The following is a 20028-nucleotide window of genomic DNA, read 5'->3' as shown; positions in this document are numbered from 1 at the left end:
GATTAGCCGGAGTGCTCCAATGCCTGATTACCGTTCGAAAACGTCCACCCACGGCCGCAATATGGCCGGCGCGCGCGCCTTGTGGCGTGCCACGGGCATGAAGGACGACGATTTCAAGAAGCCGATCATCGCCATCGCCAACTCGTTCACCCAGTTCGTTCCGGGCCACGTCCATTTGAAAGACATGGGTCAGCTGGTGGCGCGCGAGATCGAAAGAGCAGGCGGCGTCGCCAAGGAATTCAACACCATCGCGGTGGATGACGGCATCGCCATGGGCCATGACGGCATGCTGTATTCGTTGCCCAGCCGCGAGATCATCGCCGACTCCGTCGAATACATGGTCAACGCCCACTGCGCCGATGCAATCGTCTGCATCTCCAACTGCGACAAGATCACCCCCGGCATGCTGATGGCTTCTTTGCGCCTGAACATCCCGGTGATCTTCGTCTCCGGCGGTCCGATGGAAGCCGGCAAGACCAAGCTCGCCAGCCACGGCCTGGACCTGGTCGACGCCATGGTCATCGCTGCCGACTCCACCGCGTCCGACGAAAAAGTCGCTGAATACGAGCGCAGCGCCTGCCCGACGTGCGGTTCGTGCTCCGGGATGTTCACCGCCAACTCGATGAACTGCCTGACTGAAGCACTGGGCCTTGCACTGCCGGGCAACGGCTCCACGCTGGCGACCCACTCGGACCGCGAACAGCTGTTCCTGCAGGCCGGGCGCACCATCGTCGACCTGTGCAAAACCTACTACAAAGACAACGACGAGTCGGTGCTGCCGCGTAACATCGCCAACTTCAAGGCGTTCGAGAACGCGATGACCCTCGACATCGCCATGGGCGGTTCGACCAACACCATCCTGCATTTGCTGGCCGCTGCCCAGGAAGCCGAGATTCCGTTCGACTTGCGCGACATTGATCGCCTGTCGCGCCGCGTGCCGCAGCTGTGCAAAGTCGCGCCGAACATCCAGAAGTACCACATGGAAGACGTCCACCGCGCCGGCGGCATCTTCAGCATCCTCGGCTCGCTGGCCCGTGGCGGCCTGCTGCACACCGACTTGCCGACCGTGCACAGCAAATCCATGGAAGAAGCCATCGCCAAGTGGGACATCACCCAGACTGACGACGAAGCAGTGCACCACTTCTTCAAAGCGGGCCCTGCGGGCATTCCGACCCAGACGGCCTTCAGCCAGTCGACCCGTTGGGAAACCCTGGACGACGACCGCGAGAACGGCTGCATCCGCAGTGTCGAGCACGCCTACTCCCAGGAAGGTGGCCTGGCCGTGCTGTACGGCAATATCGCGCTGGACGGCTGCGTGGTGAAAACCGCTGGCGTGGACGAGTCGATTCACGTGTTCGAAGGCAACGCCAAGATCTTCGAAAGTCAGGACAGCGCTGTTCGCGGCATTCTGGCGGACGAAGTGAAGGCCGGCGACATCGTGATCATCCGTTACGAAGGTCCGAAAGGCGGCCCGGGTATGCAGGAAATGCTGTACCCGACGTCGTATCTGAAATCCAAAGGTCTGGGCAAAGACTGTGCGCTGCTGACCGACGGGCGTTTCTCGGGCGGGACCTCTGGCCTGTCCATCGGCCATGCGTCTCCTGAAGCCGCAGCAGGTGGCGCGATCGGTCTGGTCCGTGACGGCGACAAAGTACTGATCGATATTCCGAATCGCTCGATCAATCTGTTGATCGACGACGCGGAAATGGCCGAACGTCGCGCCGAGCAGGAAAAGAAAGGCTGGAAACCCGTTGAGTCACGCCCTCGCAAAGTGACCACCGCCCTCAAGGCCTACGCCCTGCTGGCGACCAGCGCCGACAAGGGTGCTGTGCGTGACAAGGCGATGCTCGACAAGCTGATGCCGTAAGCATCAACCCGCACTGGAAAACACCCCGCATGTCGGGGTGTTTTTTTGCCTGCCAACCGCTTGGAGGAGGTAAGGCTCGGGCACGGGTCGAACACCCGGCCGAACCTTCAATTAGCCTCCAACAGATCCGGACACCGGCGGTTTCAGGAGCCAACGGCTACAGTGATCGCTCCCAGCAGCAGGCAAAGACTGGCGACCAACGTTAAACGCAGGCGCATCGGCAAATACCAGTCGGGCAGTGTTGTGGTTTTCACCAGACGCCGGTCCTGCCAGTAGTGCGTGACGAAACCGAAAATCAGCAGCAACAGCCCCAACGGTGCCGGCAATAACAGTGCGGGCCAGGCGATCAGCGCCGGGATGACACTCCAGATGAACCGCTCGCGACACTGGTCGGCATTCAAGCCTTGCAGGGTCATGGCGAATCCCCAATGCAGCGCGCCCACAAAACTCAGGATCACCGCTCCGTAAGCGAGCAGCGCGTGCGTCAAGAAAGCTCGGTAGTCGACTGCAAACAGGATCAGCAACAGCAGCCCAACGAACGGCAGCAAACCGCCATAACCCAGCAGCGCCACGTACCTTGGCGACGAAGACAGCGACAACGCTTTCATTTGAGCCCCTTTCAGTCATTTACTTGAAAGACTATGGCTCAAAAGTGCAATGCTGTTTAGCTTCTCTTGCTCGACCGGAAAAAGGACCACGTCCTGTCACCCACTGATCAAGGCCTCGATCCCTGGGCGCTGAGACCTTCACATGAATACGTTGATCTATTGGTTCCGTCAGGACCTTCGGCTTGCCGACAACCCCGCATTCACCCACGCATGCGAACTTGCCCACACGCTGCTGCCGGTTTACTGCACACCCGTGGTGACGTCCACGCCGTGGGGATTCGAGCGCATCGGCGCCCACCGCCAGTATTTCGAACAGACCGCGGTCAGCGCACTGGCCGGGCAGCTGAGCGCACGAGGCAACGCGCTGATGCAGATTGAGGGTGAGTCCGTTGAACGCCTCGTCGCCCTGGCCCACGAGCTGGGCATCGATACGATCATCTGCGAACGCATCGCGGCGCCGGAAGAGGAAGCACAGGTGCAAGCCCTCCGCGCGGCGGGACTGACCGTGGAGGATCACTGGCAATCGACGCTGTTTACGCTGGATGAATTGCCAATGGCGGTCGAGCAGCTGCCCGACGTATTCAGCAGCTTTCGGCGTCTTGTGGAAAAGGCCCACGCTTCTGCCCGCCCCGCCATACCATCGCCAGCGACAATTCCAGCGCTGCCGCAAGGTGTGAGGATTGAACCGGTCACGCTGCAAACGTCTGCGGTTCCGGACTCCCGCTCGGCGTTTCCTTACCAACAGCAAGCATTTCACGGCGGCGAGCACGCGGCCATCGAGCATCTGCAGCAGTATTTTCGCCGGGGCCTGGCGAACAGCTATAAAGCCACCCGCAACAACTTGAGCGCTGTGGACGACTCCACCAAGTTTTCGCCCTGGCTTGCACGCGGTTCGCTTTCAGCGCCGCAGGTCGATCAGGCGCTGAAGGCTTTTGAGTCCGAACATGGCGCCAATGACAGTACGTACTGGATCTACTTCGAGTTGCTGTGGCGCGATTACTTTCGCTTGCTGCATCTGAAATACGGCCGGCTTCTCTATTGCGCCAGCGGCCTGAAAGGGACCAGCGAACCGGGCCACAATCCACAGGGCTTTGCGCGCTGGTGTCGGGGTGAAACCGGAGAGGCGTTGATTGACGCGGGTATGCGGGAATTGGCAGCGACGGGCTATCTGTCCAACCGCATGCGCCAGATCGTCGCCAGTTACCTGATCTTCGATCTAAAGGGTGATTGGCGCGCCGGGGCCGCGTGGTTCGAGGCGCAGCTGGTGGATTACGACGTTTACAGCAATCAGGGCAATTGGCTGTACATCGCCGGCTACGGAACGGACCCGCGGGGCGGTCGGCGCTTCAACACCGTGAAGCAGGCCGACGAACATGATGCCGACGGCGCATACCGCAGGTTATGGGCCTGAAAAAGTGCGACACGGCAAATCGCCGCGCCGCGCAATGAGACGGCTTACTGAATCTCGTCCGGCTTGACGATCACCCAGTTCTTGTCCGCCGTGACCGGCAAGCCTTCTTTGGCCTGAGCCTCGGCATTGGTCTTCATCATGCCGTTGAGCTGGGTCATGTACTTGTCCTTTCGGTTGATCCACAGATGAACGCCGCCTTTGCTGACGTCGACGCTGTGGAACAGCATGTAGCCATCGCTGGTGGGGGTGTCGCCGCCCACCAGCACCGGTTTTTTCCACTGATCGATGTAGGTCAGAATCGCTGCCTGCTTGCCGGCCATCCAGGTCGCCGGGGTCCACAGGTAAGGCGTCAGCTCAAGACCGAGGTTGGCCTTTTCGTCGTATTTGCCGGCGGTGATCTGCTTGCGGGCGGTGGTCAGCTCGCCTGTCTCGCGGTTCTTCAGCAGAGTGGTCACCCCGATGACGTTCTGCGGCTTCACGTTGTAGCCGTATTTGGGATCGGCGGCGACCATGCGCACCAGCTCTTCTGACGCCGCGGTCATGACATAGACCTCAATACCGTTTTCCATCAGCTTGTTGTACAGCTCGGCCTGACCGGTGAAGACCTTGGGCGGCTGCACTTCGATGGTCTTGACCACATCGCCTTCGTAATACGTACTCGGCACCGGCTTGCCCGAGGCCATCAGCTCGTCGACGTAGCCTTTGAGCTCTTTGAGGGTGAAGCCGGAAAACACTTGCGCGACCCACGGATAGCAGACCATGTCGTCGATTTCGCAAAGCCGGTAGTAGTAGCTGAACAGGCTTTCCTTGTGGTCAGCGGTGTCCTTGAACGGGATGAGCTTGAGGGAAGGATCGAGTGTGTCGCGGGTGATCAGCCCCTTGTTTTCCATGAACGGCAGCAGCGACTCTTCCAGGTCGAAGCGGTAGCTGGTGTTGTCCATGTCGAAAACGGCGAAATTACCTTTGTTGGCGTTTGCCGCAATCATGGCGTTGAGCTGCTTGGCGGCAGGCGCAGGCCAGTGGGTCAGTTCGGTGGCGAGTGCCTGTCCGGCCAGACCCAGACACAGCGCGGTGGCCAATAATGTTGGTACGAATTTCATGGTGATCCCCTCCCCTTTTTTGGTTCGAGGAGGACCGTAACAAAAAGCCATGACTGTTTGGATGCGTCAGCGACAACGTCTGTTCTGATGGCGTCACCCCGATCGCCATTCACGACAGATGACATGAAACCGACATTTTTGTGACAGCGTTGGGCTGCTCACTCCCACAGTTGACCGCATTCCCCTGTAGGAGTGAGCTTGCTCGCGATAGCGATATCAGGCCCGCTCCCAAACCTCGAAACTGTACGCAGGCTTGTCATCCAGTGCCGGGTTTGGCGTGTCGGAAACCAGTTTCCACTGCGCCAGATCGAATTCCGGAAACCACGCGTCTCCTTCAGGACTCAGCGCCACGCGGGTGAGGTACAGGCGGTCAGCGTTCTCAAGGGCCTGGCCGTAAAGCTGGGCGCCGCCGATCAGCATCACTTCACTGACGCCCTGCTCGGCCGCCCACTCTTCCGCGCGGTGCACCGCCGCTTCCAGAGAGGTGAAGACCTCGGCGCCCTCAAGCTGCAAATCCTGTTGGCGCGTGACCACCAGATTCAACCGCCCCGGCAGCGGACGACCGAGCGAATCCCAAGTCTTGCGACCCATGATGATCGGCTTGCCCAGCGTGGTCGCCTTGAAATATTTGAAATCACCCGGCAAGTGCCAGGGCATGGAATTGTCGACGCCGATCACCCGGTTTTCAGCGAGTGCGGCGATCAAGCTCAAGGGGAGATGTTTTTTCATGGCGCGAGGATATCAGAGGCCGCCCTCTGATTCCTTCCACGGAGTGCGAGCCGAATGACCATCGCCTGGAAGGCCCCTATCGCGAGCAAGCTCACTCCTACAATGTCCGCAGACGCGGAAAATTGCGAACGACGAACCTATAAGAGTGAGCTTGCTCGCGATGGCGGTTGTCCAAACACCGCGAACCCTTGGCAATGCGCGATCGCAGCCACACCGGTTATGCTCACCCACGACTTTACCGACGAGACGCCGCGTGACTGCACTGACTCCCCTTGATGAACTCTGGCTGACCGAAGCCGTGCGCCTGCGTGAAGAACACGCCGGCGCGCTCGAAGACGAAGAAGCCAACCGCCGCGCACGCGCCTCGGCGGGCGACCTGCAAACCCGGATCAAACACCGCGCCCTGTGGCTCGCCGAACGCGACGGCATGCTCAAGGCGCTGCATCACTGGAAACAAGGCGCGCGCCTGGCGTTGATCGTGCTGGCGGTGTTCGCGGTGGTCAGCGGCGCCGGACTGGCGTTCGCTGCCTTGGGCGACGGCCAGACGCCCGTCAATGTGTTCTGGGCGCTCGGCAGCCTGCTGGGGCTTAACCTGATTCTGCTGTTGAGTTGGACCATCGGCGTGCTCTTCGTCGGGGAAAGTACCGCCGGCCTCGGTCGCCTCTGGCTGTGGCTCAGCGAGAAACTGGCGCGCGATGCCCAGGCGGCGCAGCTCGCGCCGGCGTTGATATTGCTGCTGCAACGCAAGCGCCTGAACCGCTGGGTGCTGGGTATCTGCGTCAACGGCTTGTGGCTGCTCGCCTTGGTCAGCGCCCTGACGCTGCTGCTGTTACTGATGGCGACGCGGCGCTACGGCTTCGTCTGGGAAACCACCATTCTGGGCAGCGACACCTTTGTCAGCCTGACCCGAGGCCTGGGAGCAATCCCCTCGCTTCTCGGTTTCAGCGTCCCCACCGAGTCGATGATCCGCGCCAGCGGTGATAACGCGCTCGCCATCGAAAACGCCCGTCAGGCCTGGGCTGGATGGCTGGTCGGCGTGCTGGTGGTGTTCGGTATTATGCCGCGCTTGCTGCTGACGATGCTGTGTTACCTGCGTTGGCGCGTGGGTCGACGAGGGTTGTCACTGGATCTGAGCCATCCCGGTTTCGTCGAGCTGCGCGAGCGCTTGATGCCCAGCAGCGAACGGCTGGGCATCAACGATGCCGCGCCTCCCGAGCTTCACACCGTGGTCACCGGTCCGTCAGCGAGCGAAAGCCAGGGCGCGCTGCTGGTCGCCATCGAGCTGGACAATCAGCAGCCGTGGCCGCCCGAGCTGCCCGACAGCGTGGTCAACGCCGGCATTCTCGACTCCCGTGAGTCAAGGCGCACACTGCTCGACCAACTGACACGCTACCCGCCTGCGCGTCTTGCCATCGCCTGCGATCCACGTCGCTCGCCGGATCGCGGCAGCCTGGCGTTGATTGCCGAGTTGGCTCGCTGCGCCACCGCGACGCGCATCTGGCTGTTGCCGGCCCCCACCGGACAGGTGCTGGACGCCGACCGACTGGAGGATTGGCACACGGCGCTGCAGCAGCTTGAACTGCACTGGACCGACAGTGCGCCGATGACCTGGCTGGAGAGCGGGCATGACTGACAAGGACGCAATTCGCCCGTTGAAACTGGCCGTGGTCGGCCACACCAACGTCGGCAAAACCTCACTGTTGCGCACGCTCACCCGCGACGTCGGCTTCGGCGAAGTCTCCCACCGCCCGAGCACCACCCGGCACGTCGAAGGCGCGCGGTTGTCGGTGGATGGCGAGGCGCTGCTGGAGCTGTACGACACGCCCGGCCTGGAAGACGCCATCGCCCTGCTGGATTACCTCGAGCGGCTGGACCGACCCGGCGAACGGCTCGACGGCCCGGCGCGGCTCGGGCGCTTTCTGGAAGGCAGCGAGGCGCGCCAGCGTTTTGAACAGGAGGCCAAAGTGCTTCGTCAGCTACTCGCCTCCGACGCCGGCCTGTACGTGATCGACGCGCGAGAGCCGGTGCTTGCCAAGTACCGCGACGAGCTTGCGGTGCTTGCCAGTTGCGGCAAGCCGTTGCTGCCCGTGCTCAATTTTGTCAGCAGTGCGCAGCAGCGCGAACCGGACTGGCGTGAAGCGCTGGCGCGTCTCGGCCTGCACGCGCTGGTGCGTTTTGACAGCGTTGCACCGCCCGAAGATGGCGAACGCCGTCTGTATGAAAGCCTGGCCCTGCTGCTGGAAACCTCCCGCGGCAGACTGGAGCGTCTCATCGCAGATCAGCAGGCCCAGCGCGAGGCTCGCAAGCAGAGCGCCGCCAGGCTGATCTCCGAGCTGTTGCTGGACTGCGCTGCCTGCCGCCGAAGTGTTGCGACGGATTCCGGTCAGGTACAGGCGGCCATCGACGATCTGCGCAAAGCCGTGCGCCAGCGCGAACAACGTTGCGTCGAGTCGCTGCTCAAGCTCTACGCGTTTCGTCGAGAAGATGCCTCGGCCAGCGATTTGCCGTTGATGGATGGCCGCTGGGGGGATGACCTGTTCAATCCCGAAACCCTGAAATTGCTGGGCGTACGTGTGGGTGGCGGTATTGCTGCGGGCGCGGCGGCAGGTGCAGGCGTGGACTTGCTGGTGGGCGGCATCACGCTGGGTGCGGCGGCACTGGTCGGCGCGATTGCCGGCGGCGCTCTGCAAACAGCGCGCAGTTACGGCGGGCGGCTGATGGACAAATTCAAGGGGCAGCGCGAACTGACGGTCGACGATGCCGTGCTGCGGCTGTTGGCGCTGCGCCAACGGCAATTGCTGCAAGCGCTGGAAGTGCGCGGCCACGCCGCCATGGAGAGCATCAAACTGACCGCGCCTCTGGACAAGACCTGGCGCGAAGGCAAGCTGCCGGAGGCGCTGCACAAGGCGCGAGCGCATCCGCAATGGTCGTCGCTGAATCCTGGCGCAAAGCTGAACCAGAGCGAGCGGCAGGAGCAAGTCGAGGCCTTGGCAAAGACCGTGCTGGTCTGAAATGGGCGGCCGCAATGCTCTACCGGTCAGCAGCCGACAGTCGCCCCGACGATTTTGCGATAGGGGAATTGCGCGCGGACCGGTATGATCGCGCGCCCGATACACCCGGAAGCACACGCGCATGAAACCCACCTTGATCGCCGCTGCAGAACTCGACCGCATCGAGACCTGGCAGAAATATTCCAGCTACATGTGCGGAGGCTGTGTTTCCAGTTGCTGCACGCTCCCTGTGGAAGTGAAGATCAAGGACCTGATCCGCATCGGCATCGTCGACGAGTTCGAACAGGGCGATAACCCGAAGAACATCGCCAAACGCTTGCAGAAGGACGGGATCGTCGAGCGCTTCAATCAGAAGTCCGGGATCTTCACCCTCCAGCGCATGAGCAACAACGATTGCCTGTACCTGGATCGCAAGAGCCGGCTGTGCACCATCTATGACAAACGCCCCGACACTTGCCGCAACCACCCGAAGATCGGCCCGCGCCCGGGTTATTGCGCCTATAAACCGAAAGAAGTCGTGCGCGAAGCTACCGGTACGTTGAATTCGAACTCCGGCCGGGTGCCGTTGAAGTTCTAAACCTTCTATAGTGCTCGTGTACGCCTTCCCGGCTGAAGCCGGTCCTACCAAAGGCGCGCAGACCTTAGTGGGACCGGCTTTAGCCGGGAAGAGGCCGGATTGAGCGGCATCGCCCTCACAGCATCGACACCGGCCAAACCAAAACGCAGACAAACAAAAACGCCCCCGGCCTTTCGACCGGGGGCGTTTTCGTTCAGCCGGGGCTAGTTACGCCTTGGCTTTCTTGGCAGCACGGGTACGCTCGCCTTCGTCGAGGATCTTCTTGCGAAGACGGATCGACTTAGGGGTGACTTCGCACAGCTCGTCGTCCTGGATGAATTCCAGAGCCTGTTCCAGGGTGAAGCGAACAGGTGGAACCAGAGCGATGGTTTCGTCTTTGCCCGAAGCACGCATGTTGTCGAGCTTCTTGCCTTTGGTTGGGTTCACGCCCATGTCGTTATCGCGGCTGTTCAAGCCAACGATCTGACCGTTGTAGATCTCCTGACCGTGCTCGACGAACAGCTTGCCGCGCGCCTGCAGGGTTTCCAGGGAATAGGTCAGTGCCTTGCCGGTCTCAACCGATACCAGAACGCCGTTCTGACGACCGGACATGTCGCCGGACTTCATGGTGTCGTAGCGGTCAAAGATCGAGGTCAGGATGCCAGCACCGTTGGTCAGGGTCAGGAACTGGTTACGGAAACCAATCAGGCCACGAGCAGGGATGTTGTATTCCAGACGCACACGGCCTTTGCCATCCGGCACCATGTTGGTCAGGTCGCCCTTACGCAGCCCCATCTCTTCCATGACCTTGCCCTGGGATTCTTCCGGGGTATCAATGGTCACGTTTTCAAACGGTTCCTGCTTCACGCCGTCTACCTGACGGATGATCACCTCAGGACGACCGACACCCATTTCGAAGCCTTCGCGACGCATGGTTTCGATCAGTACCGACAAGTGCAGCTCACCACGGCCGGAGACCTTGAACTTGTCAGCCGAGTCGCCTTCTTCAACGCGCAGAGCAACGTTGTACAGCAGCTCCTTGTCCAGACGCTCCTTGATGTTACGGGACGTCACGAACTTGCCTTCTTTACCGCAGAACGGCGAGTCGTTGACCTGGAAGGTCATCGAAACGGTGGGTTCGTCAACGGTCAGCGGCTTCATCGCTTCCACTGTGTCCGGGTGGCACAGAGTGTCGGAGATGAACAGCGATTCCATACCGCTGATGCAAACGATGTCGCCAGCAGCAGCTTCTTCGACGTCGATGCGGTGCAGACCGTGGTGACCCATCAGCTTCAGGATACGGCCGTTGCGGCGCTTGCCGTCAGCACCGATCGCAACAACCGGAGTGTTTGGCTTGACGCGGCCACGAGCGATACGGCCAACACCGATAACGCCCAGGAAGCTGTTGTAGTCCAGTGCCGAGATCTGCATCTGGAACGGGCCGTCACGGTCAACCTTTGGCGCAGGGACGTTGTCGACGATCGACTGGTACAGCGGGGTCATGTCTTCAGCCATGTCGGTGTGATCCAGACCGGCAATACCGTTCAGGGCCGAGGCGTAGACGACTTTGAAGTCCAGCTGTTCTTCGGTAGCACCGAGGTTGTCGAACAGGTCGAAGATCTGGTCCAGAACCCAGTCCGGACGCGCGCCTGGACGGTCAACCTTGTTGATGCAGACGATTGGACGCAGGCCGGCTTCGAAAGCCTTCTTGGTCACGAAACGCGTTTGCGGCATAGGGCCGTCCTGGGCGTCGACCAGCAGCAGAACGGAGTCAACCATCGACATCACGCGCTCTACTTCACCGCCGAAGTCGGCGTGGCCCGGGGTGTCAACGATGTTGATGTGGTAGCCATTCCAGTTGATCGCGGTGTTCTTCGCGAGAATGGTAATACCGCGTTCTTTTTCCTGGTCGTTGGAGTCCATCACGCGTTCGTCGTTGAGCTCGTTGCGCTCAAGGGTGCCGGACTGGCGCAGGAGCTTGTCAACGAGGGTAGTTTTACCGTGGTCAACGTGAGCAATGATGGCGATGTTGCGTAGATTTTCGATCACTTGTGTATCTCGATCAGAGGATTCGGTCAGCTGTCTGATTGTAGGCAGCTATGAACGGTGGAGCCGGCGAAAGCCGTTACGGCTGACGACTGGTGTCGGGGGGCCGGTGACGCAAGCCACAGGCAAACAGCCCCGGGCACTTAGCTCGGTCGATAAACGCGCACATTGGCATGCCCCTCACTGAGCAGATGATGAGCATGCAGGCGACTCATGACGCCTTTGTCGCAATAGAGCAGGTACTGGCGCGTATCATCCAGTTCCTTGAAACGGCTGTTCAATGCAAAGAACGGCAGCGTTTGTACTTCAACGCCAGTCAGCGCCAGCGGGCGGTCTTCAGCGTCATCCGGGTGACGGATGTCGATGACCACTTGCCCGGCCAGCGCCTGACCAACTTCTTCAATCTGAACGTCCTGGCCCAATTCCTCGATCACGCGATCGATCGGTACCAGACGAGCGTTTTCAAGCGCACGCTCGAGCACGGCCATGTCGAACGATTTTTCTTCGTGCTCGACCCGGTTGCGCTTGGCAGCGGTCTTCGGGTTCACCGAAATCACCCCGCAGTATTCGGGCATGTGCCGGGCAAAATCGCCGGTGCCGATCTGATCGGCCAAGTCAATGATGTCCTGCTTGTGACTGGCGATCAGCGGCCGCAAGACCAGCTTCTCCGTCACGCAATCAATGACCGACAGGTTGGGCAGCGTCTGGCTGGACACCTGGGAAATCGCCTCGCCGGTGACCAGCGCGTCGATTTCCAGCCGGTCGGCAATGTTCGTCGCGGCGCGCAACATCATACGCTTCAATACTACGCCCATATGACTGTTATCGACTTTTCCGAGAATTTCTCCCAGAACTTCCTCGAACGGTACGCTGACAAACAGCACGCGCTGGGAGCTGCCGTACTTCTTCCAGATGAAGTGCGCGACTTCCATCACGCCCAGCTCGTGGGCACGTCCGCCCAGGTTGAAGAAGCAGAAATGGCTCATCAGGCCACGACGCATGATCTGGTACGCGGCCACGGTGGAGTCAAAACCACCGGACATCAGGATCAGGGTCTGCTCAAGCGAACCCAGCGGATAACCGCCCATGCCGTTGTGCTGGCTGTGAATCACGAACAGGCGCTGGTCGCGGATTTCGATTCTGACTTCGACTTCCGGGGCCTTCAGCGAGATGCCGGCGGCGTTGCATTCACGGCGCAGCTTGCTGCCGACGTACTTCTCGACGTCCATGGAGCTGAAGTCGTGATGACCCGCTCGCTTGCAGCGCACCCCGAATATCTTGCCGGGGATCGCATCGCCGAAGTGCAGCTTGCACTTCTCATAGATGTCTTCCATGTCGCCCAGCGGATACTGGTCAACCTGCAGAAAGTGCGTGATGCCGGGCATGCAGCTCAGCCGCTCGGTCATCTCGCGCAGCACTTTGGCATCCTCGACCCTGGTTTCGACCTCAAGGTTGTCCCACACGCCATCCACCACCAACGCCGGGTCCAGATCGCGGAGCACCGTACGGATGTTCTTGGCCAGCTGTTTGATGAAGCGCTTGCGCACAGGCCGGCTTTTGATAGTGATTTCTGGGAAGACTTTGACGATTAATTTCATGAAAACAGCGCGCTAGGTCCCGGTCGAAAAAGGGGGGCGCGGATTATAGCGGAAATTGCTCAAGGTTTAACCAGTTATCGTACAGTCAATCGTCCACGCACCAAAACGGCCCTGTATACAATTAATTGGCACCACAACGGTGCGCCTGTTTTCGAATATGCGACGTTTAACACGCTAAAAGGCAGGTATTCCCGAGGAAATCCCAACACAGGGCACTGGCATGCAAATTGCTCCCTTGTGAGGCAGGTTGCCTTGGTCGAGTATCGCGCCCGGCATCACCCAAATTGAAGGGCCCACTACTACTCAGGCCCTAATCCACCCCGGAGGACAACATGTCGAAGTCGGTTCAACTCATCAAAGATCATGACGTTAAGTGGATTGATCTGCGCTTCACGGACACCAAAGGCACTCAGCACCACGTGACCATGCCGGCCCGCGATGCGCTGGAAGACGACTTCTTCGAAGTCGGCAAAATGTTCGACGGTTCCTCCATCTCGGGCTGGAAAGGCATCGAAGCCTCCGACATGATCCTGCTGCCGGACGACGAAACCGCCGTCCTGGATCCGTTCACCGAAGAGCCTACCCTGATCCTGGTTTGCGACATCATCGAACCGTCGACCATGCAAGGTTACGATCGCGACCCACGCGCCATCGCTCACCGCGCCGAGGAATACCTGAAGTCGACCGGCATCGGTGACACTGTATTCGCCGGCCCTGAGCCAGAATTCTTCATCTTCGACGAAGTGAAATTCAAGTCCGATATCTCCGGCTCCATGTTCAAGATCTACTCCGAACAAGGTTCGTGGATGTCCGACGCTGACATCGAAGGCGGCAACAAGGGCCACCGTCCAGGCATCAAAGGCGGCTACTTCCCGGTTCCACCGTTCGACCACGACCACGAAATCCGCACCGCAATGTGCAACGCTCTGGAAGAAATGGGCCAGGTCGTCGAAGTTCACCACCACGAAGTCGCAACCGCTGGCCAGAACGAAATCGGCGTGAAATTCAACACGCTGGTTAAAAAGGCTGACGAAGTTCAGACCCTGAAATACGTCGTGCATAACGTTGCCGACGCTTACGGCCGCACCGCTACCTTCATGCCCAAGCCTCTGTACGGCGATAACGGTTCGGGTATGCACGTTCACATGTCCATCTCCAAAGATGGCAAGAACACCTTCGCAGGCGAAGGTTATGCCGGCCTGTCCGACACCGCTCTGTACTTCATCGGCGGCATCATCAAACACGGCAAGGCCCTGAACGGCTTCACCAACCCGGCAACCAACTCGTACAAGCGTCTGGTTCCAGGTTTCGAAGCGCCGGTCATGCTGGCCTACTCGGCTCGTAACCGTTCGGCTTCGATCCGTATTCCTTACGTCAATAGCCCTAAAGGCCGTCGTATCGAAGCACGTTTCCCGGACCCGGCAGCCAACCCTTACCTGGCATTCGCTGCCCTGTTGATGGCTGGCCTGGACGGCATCCAGAACAAGATCCACCCTGGCGATGCTGCTGACAAAAACCTGTATGACCTGCCGCCTGAAGAGGCGAAAGAGATCCCACAAGTTTGCGGCAGCCTGAAAGAAGCCCTGGAAGAGCTGGATAAAGGCCGTGCGTTCCTGACCAAAGGCGGCGTATTCAGCGACGACTTCATCGACGCTTACATCGCTCTGAAATCCGAAGAAGAAATCAAAGTACGCACCTTCGTACACCCACTGGAATATGAGCTGTACTACAGCTGCTGATCCAGTCGCGCAGGCGTAAGCCGCGTGAACAAAAGGCCTCCTTCGGGAGGCCTTTTTTGTTACTGAGCGCGTATTGTTCAGTCGCTATAAATATGTACCGCAGATGGGAACGATGCTTCCGGCAACCTTGTGCTTTCTGCTCTTCAACAAGCACAAGGATTTCTTTCATGCTCAACATCACCCCCGCCTGCCTGCTGCTGGCGATGATCGCCCTTGGCGGATGCGCCACCGCGCAAACGTCCAGCTCCGCTCCAGTCTCAACGGTCGAGTCCACCGTTCTGCTCAAAAGCTCAACTTCCTGGGACGGAACCCCCTATGACGCCTACCCTGTCGGCAACCCTGAGCTGACAGTCCTCAACATCAAGATCCCCGCCAACACCGCCCTCAAATGGCACGAGCACCCGATGCCCAATGCGGCCTATGTCGTGTCCGGCAATCTCACGGTGGAAACCCGCGAAGGCGGCAAGTCGATTCAGCTGAAACCAGGCGATGTGCTGCCTGAAATGGTCGCCAGGCAGCACCGAGGCCTGACGGGAGACACCGCCGTGGAGCTCGTCGTTTTTTACGCCGGAACACCGGGAATGCCACTTTCTTCCAGCCAAAATGTTAAACAGTGATCGCTTGGTCATACGTGAGGACATGACAATGCTCAAACAGCTCCAACTCGCCGCCCTGGCCTGCGGCCTGGTGTCGACCGGCGTTCACGCGGCGCCTGCTCAGCAGCCTCCTGGGCAACTTCAGCCGCTTATTGCGGCCATGGAGCAAAGGCTGGAAATCGCCAATGACGTGGCGCGCAGCAAATGGCACAGCGGCAAGCCGGTACAGGACAGTGAGCGCGAGCGCCAGGTGATCCAGAGCGCCGAATCACGGGCGGGTGAATTCAAACTGGCGGCCGACGACGTGCGCGAGTTCATGACCGCCCAGATGGAAGCCAACAAGATGGTGCAATACGCGCGCATCGAGCAGTGGCGTGAAACTGGCCACTCTCCGGAGAAGCCCGAATCCAGTCTCACCGATGGCATCCGGGGTCGGCTGGATACGCTGCTGCCGGTGTTGATGCAAAGTTACTCGGCGTTTCAGCCTTATCGCAGCGATGCCAAGTGCCCGGGTTGGGTGCAGTCGGAAATCCAGCGGCAGGCAAGTGATCCGGTCATCGTGACCGCGTTGCAACGGGCGGCAGGCGACCTTTGCCGGATCAAGGCAAGCCAGTAAGCAGGCACGCAGATCCGCTTCTCAACTGACACCGTCGATCAGTATTCCTCTATGCTGATCCTGTGCCGCGCCATGCATTGAGCGCGGCACCATTGTTGGTTGTCCTGATCGCTGCACTGGAGTGTTCATGCGTCAATGTCTCGCCCTTCTGCTGCTGGTGTTTGCACTGCCCGCTGACGCGCAGATCTACAAATACACCGATGCCTCCGGGAACACGGCGTACAGCAACCAGCCGCCGAACGGCACCAAAGCCGAAACTGTCGAGCTGCCGCCGCTCAACAGCGTCGAGACCGTCGTGCCTGCCGCGCCGCCGCCACTGCCCGCGACGCAGAACCAGAACCAGCAAACCGCTGCCACCTATCAGGTGCTCGCGCTGAAAGACCTGCCCCAGGACGAAGCGCTTCGTGCCAACAACGGCTCGTTCACCGTTGGCGTGGCCATTGAGCCTCGTCTGCAGCCCGGGCATTTGCTGCAGTTGATAGTGGACGGCGCGCCCTACGGCCAGCCCACCAATATTCCGCGACTGCAGGTGATGGAGCTTGAACGGGGCGAACACAGCTTCTCGGTTCAGGTGCTGGACAATCAGCGTTCCATCCAGCAAAGCGAGACGGTTAACCTGACAGTGCAGCGAGTTCATGTCGGCAGACCTTAAACACTTTTGCCGGTTGGCCATTGCCCTCTGCCTGCTGTTCGGCGTAACTCAGTCCGCCCTCGCCCAGGTGTATACCTACGTCGATGCAGACGGGAATCGGGTCTTCACCGACCAACCTCACCGCAATGCGAAGAAGGTCGACATTGCGCCGACCAACCGGGTCGATCAGCCTGCGAAGGCGCCCAGTCGGCCATCCAAACCGAAGCCAGCGGCGGGTCCCATCTTTCATTATCAGTTGCTGCGCATTCTGGCGCCGGAACCTGACAGCACGATTCGCGACATTGAGGGCAACCTGAACGTCACCGTCAGCAATGAGCCAGAGCTACAGCCAGACCACCTGTACCGGTTACTGCTCGACAGCAAACCCTATGGCGAGCCGACGCGCAGCCCGGTGTTTCCGCTGACCAACATCGACCGCGGCACTCACCAGCTGTCCGTGGAGATCATCGATCAATACGGCCGAGTGCTGGAGCGAACCCCCAATCAGCCCTTTCACCTGATACGCATCTCTCTGGCGCAGAAGCGGCTCGCACAGCCTTGTAAAACGGAAGATTACGGCGTGCGCCCCGAATGCCCCCTCAAGGACAAGCCAGAAGAAGAGTCGAGCTTCTTTCCATTTTTCCGCTAAACCACGCTGACTGGCTATGCTCTATTATGGTGCGCAACCTGAACAAGGTTTCGTTCTAAAAGCCCATTTTGGTTCAGCATTCAGGAATTCATGCACTGTCGCCGGGCCTGCCGTGCAAAAACCGCTCGCAATTCCTCAATCCGCGCTTCTTTTCGGAGCCTTGGTTTGGTTTTTGCATTTTGTAATGAATGCGCGAGCACATCACACGTTTCAGCGGTTTCCATACGCTGGCAAAGACCAATCAGCGCCTGCACTCACGGCCCAGACCGTGTGCATAGAGCCAAAAGAGGTCACCGGGATTCATGACTATCAGCGATGCGTTGCATCGGTTGTTACTCGACAACCTGACCACTGCCACGATTCTGCTCAACTCGGACCTGCGCCTCGAGTACATGAATCCTGCCGCTGAAATGCTGCTGGCCATCAGCGGTCAGCGCAGCCACGGACAATTCATCAGCGAGCTGTTCACCGAATCCGCCGAAGCGCTCAGCTCCCTTCGTCAGGCAGTCGAACAGGCCCATCCGTTTACCAAGCGTGAGGCCATGCTCACCGCACTGACCGGCCAGACGCTGACGGTTGATTACGCCGTCACGCCGATCCTTTCCCAAGCCGAGACGATGCTGCTGCTGGAAGTCCATCCCCGTGATCGCTTGCTGCGCATCACCAAGGAGGAGGCTCAGCTGTCCAAGCAGGAAACCACCAAGATGCTGGTGCGTGGCCTGGCCCATGAGATCAAGAACCCCCTTGGCGGGATTCGCGGTGCCGCGCAGTTGCTGGCACGTGAGCTGCCGGAGGAGAGCCTCAAGGACTACACCAACGTCATCATCGAAGAGGCTGACCGTCTGCGTAATCTGGTCGACCGTATGCTGGGCTCGAACAAGCTGCCGATGCTGGCGATGACTAACGTGCATGAAGTGCTCGAGCGCGTGTGCAGCCTGGTCGAAGCCGAAAGCCAGGGATGCATCACCCTCGTGCGCGACTACGACCCGAGCATTCCCGATGTACTGATCGACCGCGAGCAGATGATTCAGGCGGTGCTCAATATCGTGCGCAATGCCATGCAGGCGATCAGCAGCCAGAACGAGCTGCGTCTGGGCCGCATCAGCCTGCGCACGCGCGCCATGCGTCAGTTCACCATCGGCCACGTGCGCCATCGTCTGGTCAGCAAGATCGAAATCATCGACAACGGCCCCGGCATTCCGCCGGAGCTGCAAGAAACCATTTTTTATCCCATGGTCAGCGGCCGCCCGGATGGCACCGGGCTGGGCCTTGCCATTACCCAGAACATCATCAGTCAGCACCAGGGGCTGATCGAGTGTGATAGCCATCCTGGCCATACAACATTCTCGATCTTCCTGCCGCTGGAACAAGGAGCAGCGTCGACATGAGCCGTAGTGAAACTGTCTGGATCGTCGATGACGACCGTTCCATCCGCTGGGTACTGGAGAAAGCCCTGCAGCAAGAGGGCATGACCACGCAAAGTTTCGACAGCGCCGATGGTGTGATGAGCCGCCTGGCCCGCCAGCAACCGGACGTGATCATTTCCGATATCCGCATGCCCGGCGCCAGCGGCCTGGACCTGCTGGCGCGCATTCGCGAACAGCATCCGCGCCTGCCGGTCATCATCATGACCGCGCATTCGGACCTCGACAGTGCCGTGGCGTCCTATCAGGGCGGTGCCTTCGAGTACCTGCCCAAGCCGTTCGACGTTGACGAAGCCGTTTCTCTGGTCAAACGCGCCAATCAGCACGCTCAAGAGCAGCAAGGCCTGGCCGTTCCGCCTACCCTGACCCGCACGCCGGAAATCATCGGCGAAGCGCCGGCGATGCAGGAAGTGTTTCGCGCCATCGGCCGCTTGAGCCACTCCAATATCACCGTGTTGATCAACGGCGAATCCGGGACCGGTAAAGAACTGGTTGCCCACGCCCTGCACCGGCACAGCCCACGGTCGGCGTCGCCGTTCATTGCGCTGAACATGGCCGCAATTCCGAAAGACTTGATGGAATCCGAACTGTTCGGCCATGAAAAAGGCGCGTTCACCGGCGCGGCGAACCTGCGCCGCGGGCGTTTCGAGCAGGCCGACGGCGGCACCCTGTTTCTCGATGAAATCGGCGACATGCCGGCCGATACCCAGACCCGACTGCTGCGCGTGCTGGCCGACGGCGAGTTCTACCGGGTGGGCGGCCACGTGCCGGTCAAAGTCGACGTGCGCATCATTGCGGCGACCCACCAGAATCTGGAAACCCTGGTCCAGGCCGGCAAGTTCCGCGAAGACTTGTTTCACCGCCTGAACGTGATCCGCATTCACATCCCGCGCATGTCCGACCGTCGCGAGGACATCCCGACACTGGCACGCCACTTCCTCAGCCGCGCTGCGCAGGAACTGGCCGTTGAGCCCAAGCTATTGAAGGCGGAAACGGAGGAATACCTCAAGCACCTGCCGTGGCCGGGCAACGTCCGTCAGTTGGAAAACACCTGCCGCTGGATCACGGTGATGGCTTCAGGCCGAGAAGTGCACGTCAGCGATCTGCCGCCTGAACTGCTGAGCCTGCCGCAGGACGCTGCCCCGGTGACCAACTGGGAACAAGCGCTGCGCCAATGGGCGGATCAAGCGCTGGCGCGCGGCCAATCCAGCCTGCTGGACAGCGCCGTGCCGACGTTCGAACGCATCATGATCGAGACCGCGCTCAAGCATACCGCTGGCCGTCGTCGCGACGCTGCCGTGCTGCTGGGCTGGGGCCGTAACACCTTGACCCGCAAGATCAAGGAATTGGGCATGAAGATCGATGGCGGGGACGATGACGAGGGTGATGAGGGCTGAACGGATGCAGCCCCGTGTATTGATGGGCTAGACCAGAAATTGTAGGAGCC

Annotated in this window: 17 protein-coding genes; 12 read left to right on the top strand and 5 right to left on the bottom strand. The window is 60.1% G+C overall.

The annotated features are described in order from the left end of the window. Positions 1-19: 19 nt before the first annotated feature. On the top strand, positions 20-1867 hold the full coding sequence (gene ilvD, locus M1E04_RS00980) for a dihydroxy-acid dehydratase (protein WP_410930345.1): 1848 nt from the start codon (positions 20-22) through the stop codon (positions 1865-1867). A gap of 143 nt (positions 1868-2010) precedes the next feature. Here the strand turns inward: ilvD and M1E04_RS00975 are convergent, their stop codons facing one another. Next, positions 2011-2475: a DUF3429 domain-containing protein gene (locus M1E04_RS00975; RefSeq protein ID WP_065991072.1), complete on the bottom strand. Its 465-nt coding sequence runs from the start codon at positions 2473-2475 to the stop codon at positions 2011-2013. A 142-nt stretch (positions 2476-2617) separates the two neighbouring features. Between M1E04_RS00975 and M1E04_RS00970 the strand changes: the two genes are divergently transcribed. After that, positions 2618-3886 (top strand): DASH family cryptochrome, encoded by a 1269-nt coding sequence (locus tag M1E04_RS00970; RefSeq protein ID WP_296307012.1) that lies wholly within the window; start codon positions 2618-2620, stop codon positions 3884-3886. A 44-nt stretch (positions 3887-3930) separates the two neighbouring features. Here M1E04_RS00970 and M1E04_RS00965 read toward each other — a convergent pair whose 3' ends face one another. Both M1E04_RS00965 and M1E04_RS00960 read right to left on the bottom strand, forming a co-directional pair. Next, positions 3931-4986: an HAD family hydrolase gene (locus M1E04_RS00965; RefSeq protein WP_296307010.1), complete on the bottom strand. Its 1056-nt coding sequence runs from the start codon at positions 4984-4986 to the stop codon at positions 3931-3933. A 216-nt stretch (positions 4987-5202) separates the two neighbouring features. Next, positions 5203-5715 carry a dihydrofolate reductase gene (locus tag M1E04_RS00960; RefSeq protein WP_296307008.1) on the bottom strand — a complete coding sequence of 171 codons (513 nt, stop codon included), beginning with the start codon at positions 5713-5715 and terminating at the stop codon, positions 5203-5205. 253 nt (positions 5716-5968) lie between these two features. Between M1E04_RS00960 and M1E04_RS00955 the strand changes: the two genes are divergently transcribed. The 3 genes from M1E04_RS00955 (at position 5969) to M1E04_RS00945 (ending at position 9303) form a co-directional block, all read left to right on the top strand. After that, positions 5969-7348 carry a DUF2868 domain-containing protein gene (locus tag M1E04_RS00955; RefSeq protein ID WP_456292239.1) on the top strand — a complete coding sequence of 460 codons (1380 nt, stop codon included), beginning with the start codon at positions 5969-5971 and terminating at the stop codon, positions 7346-7348. Further along, entirely contained in the window at positions 7341-8726 is a 1386-nt protein-coding gene (locus tag M1E04_RS00950; RefSeq protein ID WP_065991061.1) for a GTPase/DUF3482 domain-containing protein, read from the top strand. Before M1E04_RS00955 ends, M1E04_RS00950 begins: the two co-directional genes overlap by 8 nt. Positions 8727-8847: 121 nt before the next feature. Next, the gene (locus M1E04_RS00945) at positions 8848-9303 is read left to right on the top strand and encodes a YkgJ family cysteine cluster protein (RefSeq protein ID WP_065991059.1); all 456 of its coding nucleotides are present in this window, start codon (positions 8848-8850) and stop codon (positions 9301-9303) included. A 207-nt stretch (positions 9304-9510) separates the two neighbouring features. Here M1E04_RS00945 and typA read toward each other — a convergent pair whose 3' ends face one another. After that, positions 9511-11331, bottom strand: coding sequence for a translational GTPase TypA (gene typA, locus M1E04_RS00940; RefSeq protein WP_065991054.1), 1821 nt, complete (start codon positions 11329-11331; stop codon positions 9511-9513). Between the two features lie 140 nt (positions 11332-11471). Beyond that, entirely contained in the window at positions 11472-12926 is a 1455-nt protein-coding gene (thiI, locus tag M1E04_RS00935; protein WP_065991052.1) for a tRNA uracil 4-sulfurtransferase ThiI, read from the bottom strand. A 332-nt stretch (positions 12927-13258) separates the two neighbouring features. On the opposite strand from thiI, the gene glnA reads away from it, so the two are divergent. From glnA to ntrC, 7 genes are all read left to right on the top strand, one after another. Continuing rightward, positions 13259-14665, top strand: coding sequence for a glutamate--ammonia ligase (gene glnA, locus M1E04_RS00930; RefSeq protein WP_037018763.1), 1407 nt, complete (start codon positions 13259-13261; stop codon positions 14663-14665). 167 nt (positions 14666-14832) lie between these two features. Further along, a complete protein-coding gene (locus tag M1E04_RS00925; protein WP_065991050.1) occupies positions 14833-15282 on the top strand; it encodes a cupin domain-containing protein in 450 nt (149 codons plus the stop codon). A 28-nt stretch (positions 15283-15310) separates the two neighbouring features. Then, a complete protein-coding gene (locus M1E04_RS00920) occupies positions 15311-15877 on the top strand; it encodes a chorismate mutase (RefSeq protein ID WP_167355816.1) in 567 nt (188 codons plus the stop codon). A gap of 127 nt (positions 15878-16004) precedes the next feature. Continuing rightward, positions 16005-16529 (top strand): DUF4124 domain-containing protein, encoded by a 525-nt coding sequence (locus M1E04_RS00915; protein WP_456292238.1) that lies wholly within the window; start codon positions 16005-16007, stop codon positions 16527-16529. Further along, positions 16513-17157 (top strand): DUF4124 domain-containing protein, encoded by a 645-nt coding sequence (locus M1E04_RS00910; RefSeq protein ID WP_456292237.1) that lies wholly within the window; start codon positions 16513-16515, stop codon positions 17155-17157. The genes M1E04_RS00915 and M1E04_RS00910 overlap by 17 nt, the downstream gene beginning before the upstream one ends. A 302-nt stretch (positions 17158-17459) precedes the next feature. Next, on the top strand, positions 17460-18545 hold the full coding sequence (gene glnL, locus M1E04_RS00905) for a nitrogen regulation protein NR(II) (RefSeq protein WP_065991042.1): 1086 nt from the start codon (positions 17460-17462) through the stop codon (positions 18543-18545). Next, entirely contained in the window at positions 18542-19978 is a 1437-nt protein-coding gene (ntrC, locus tag M1E04_RS00900; RefSeq protein ID WP_074890141.1) for a nitrogen regulation protein NR(I), read from the top strand. The genes glnL and ntrC overlap by 4 nt, the downstream gene beginning before the upstream one ends. Positions 19979-20028 lie beyond the last annotated feature (50 nt).

It is taken from the genome of Pseudomonas sp. AK106 (assembly GCF_053903055.1).
This window is presented reverse-complemented; position numbering and strand designations above follow the sequence as displayed.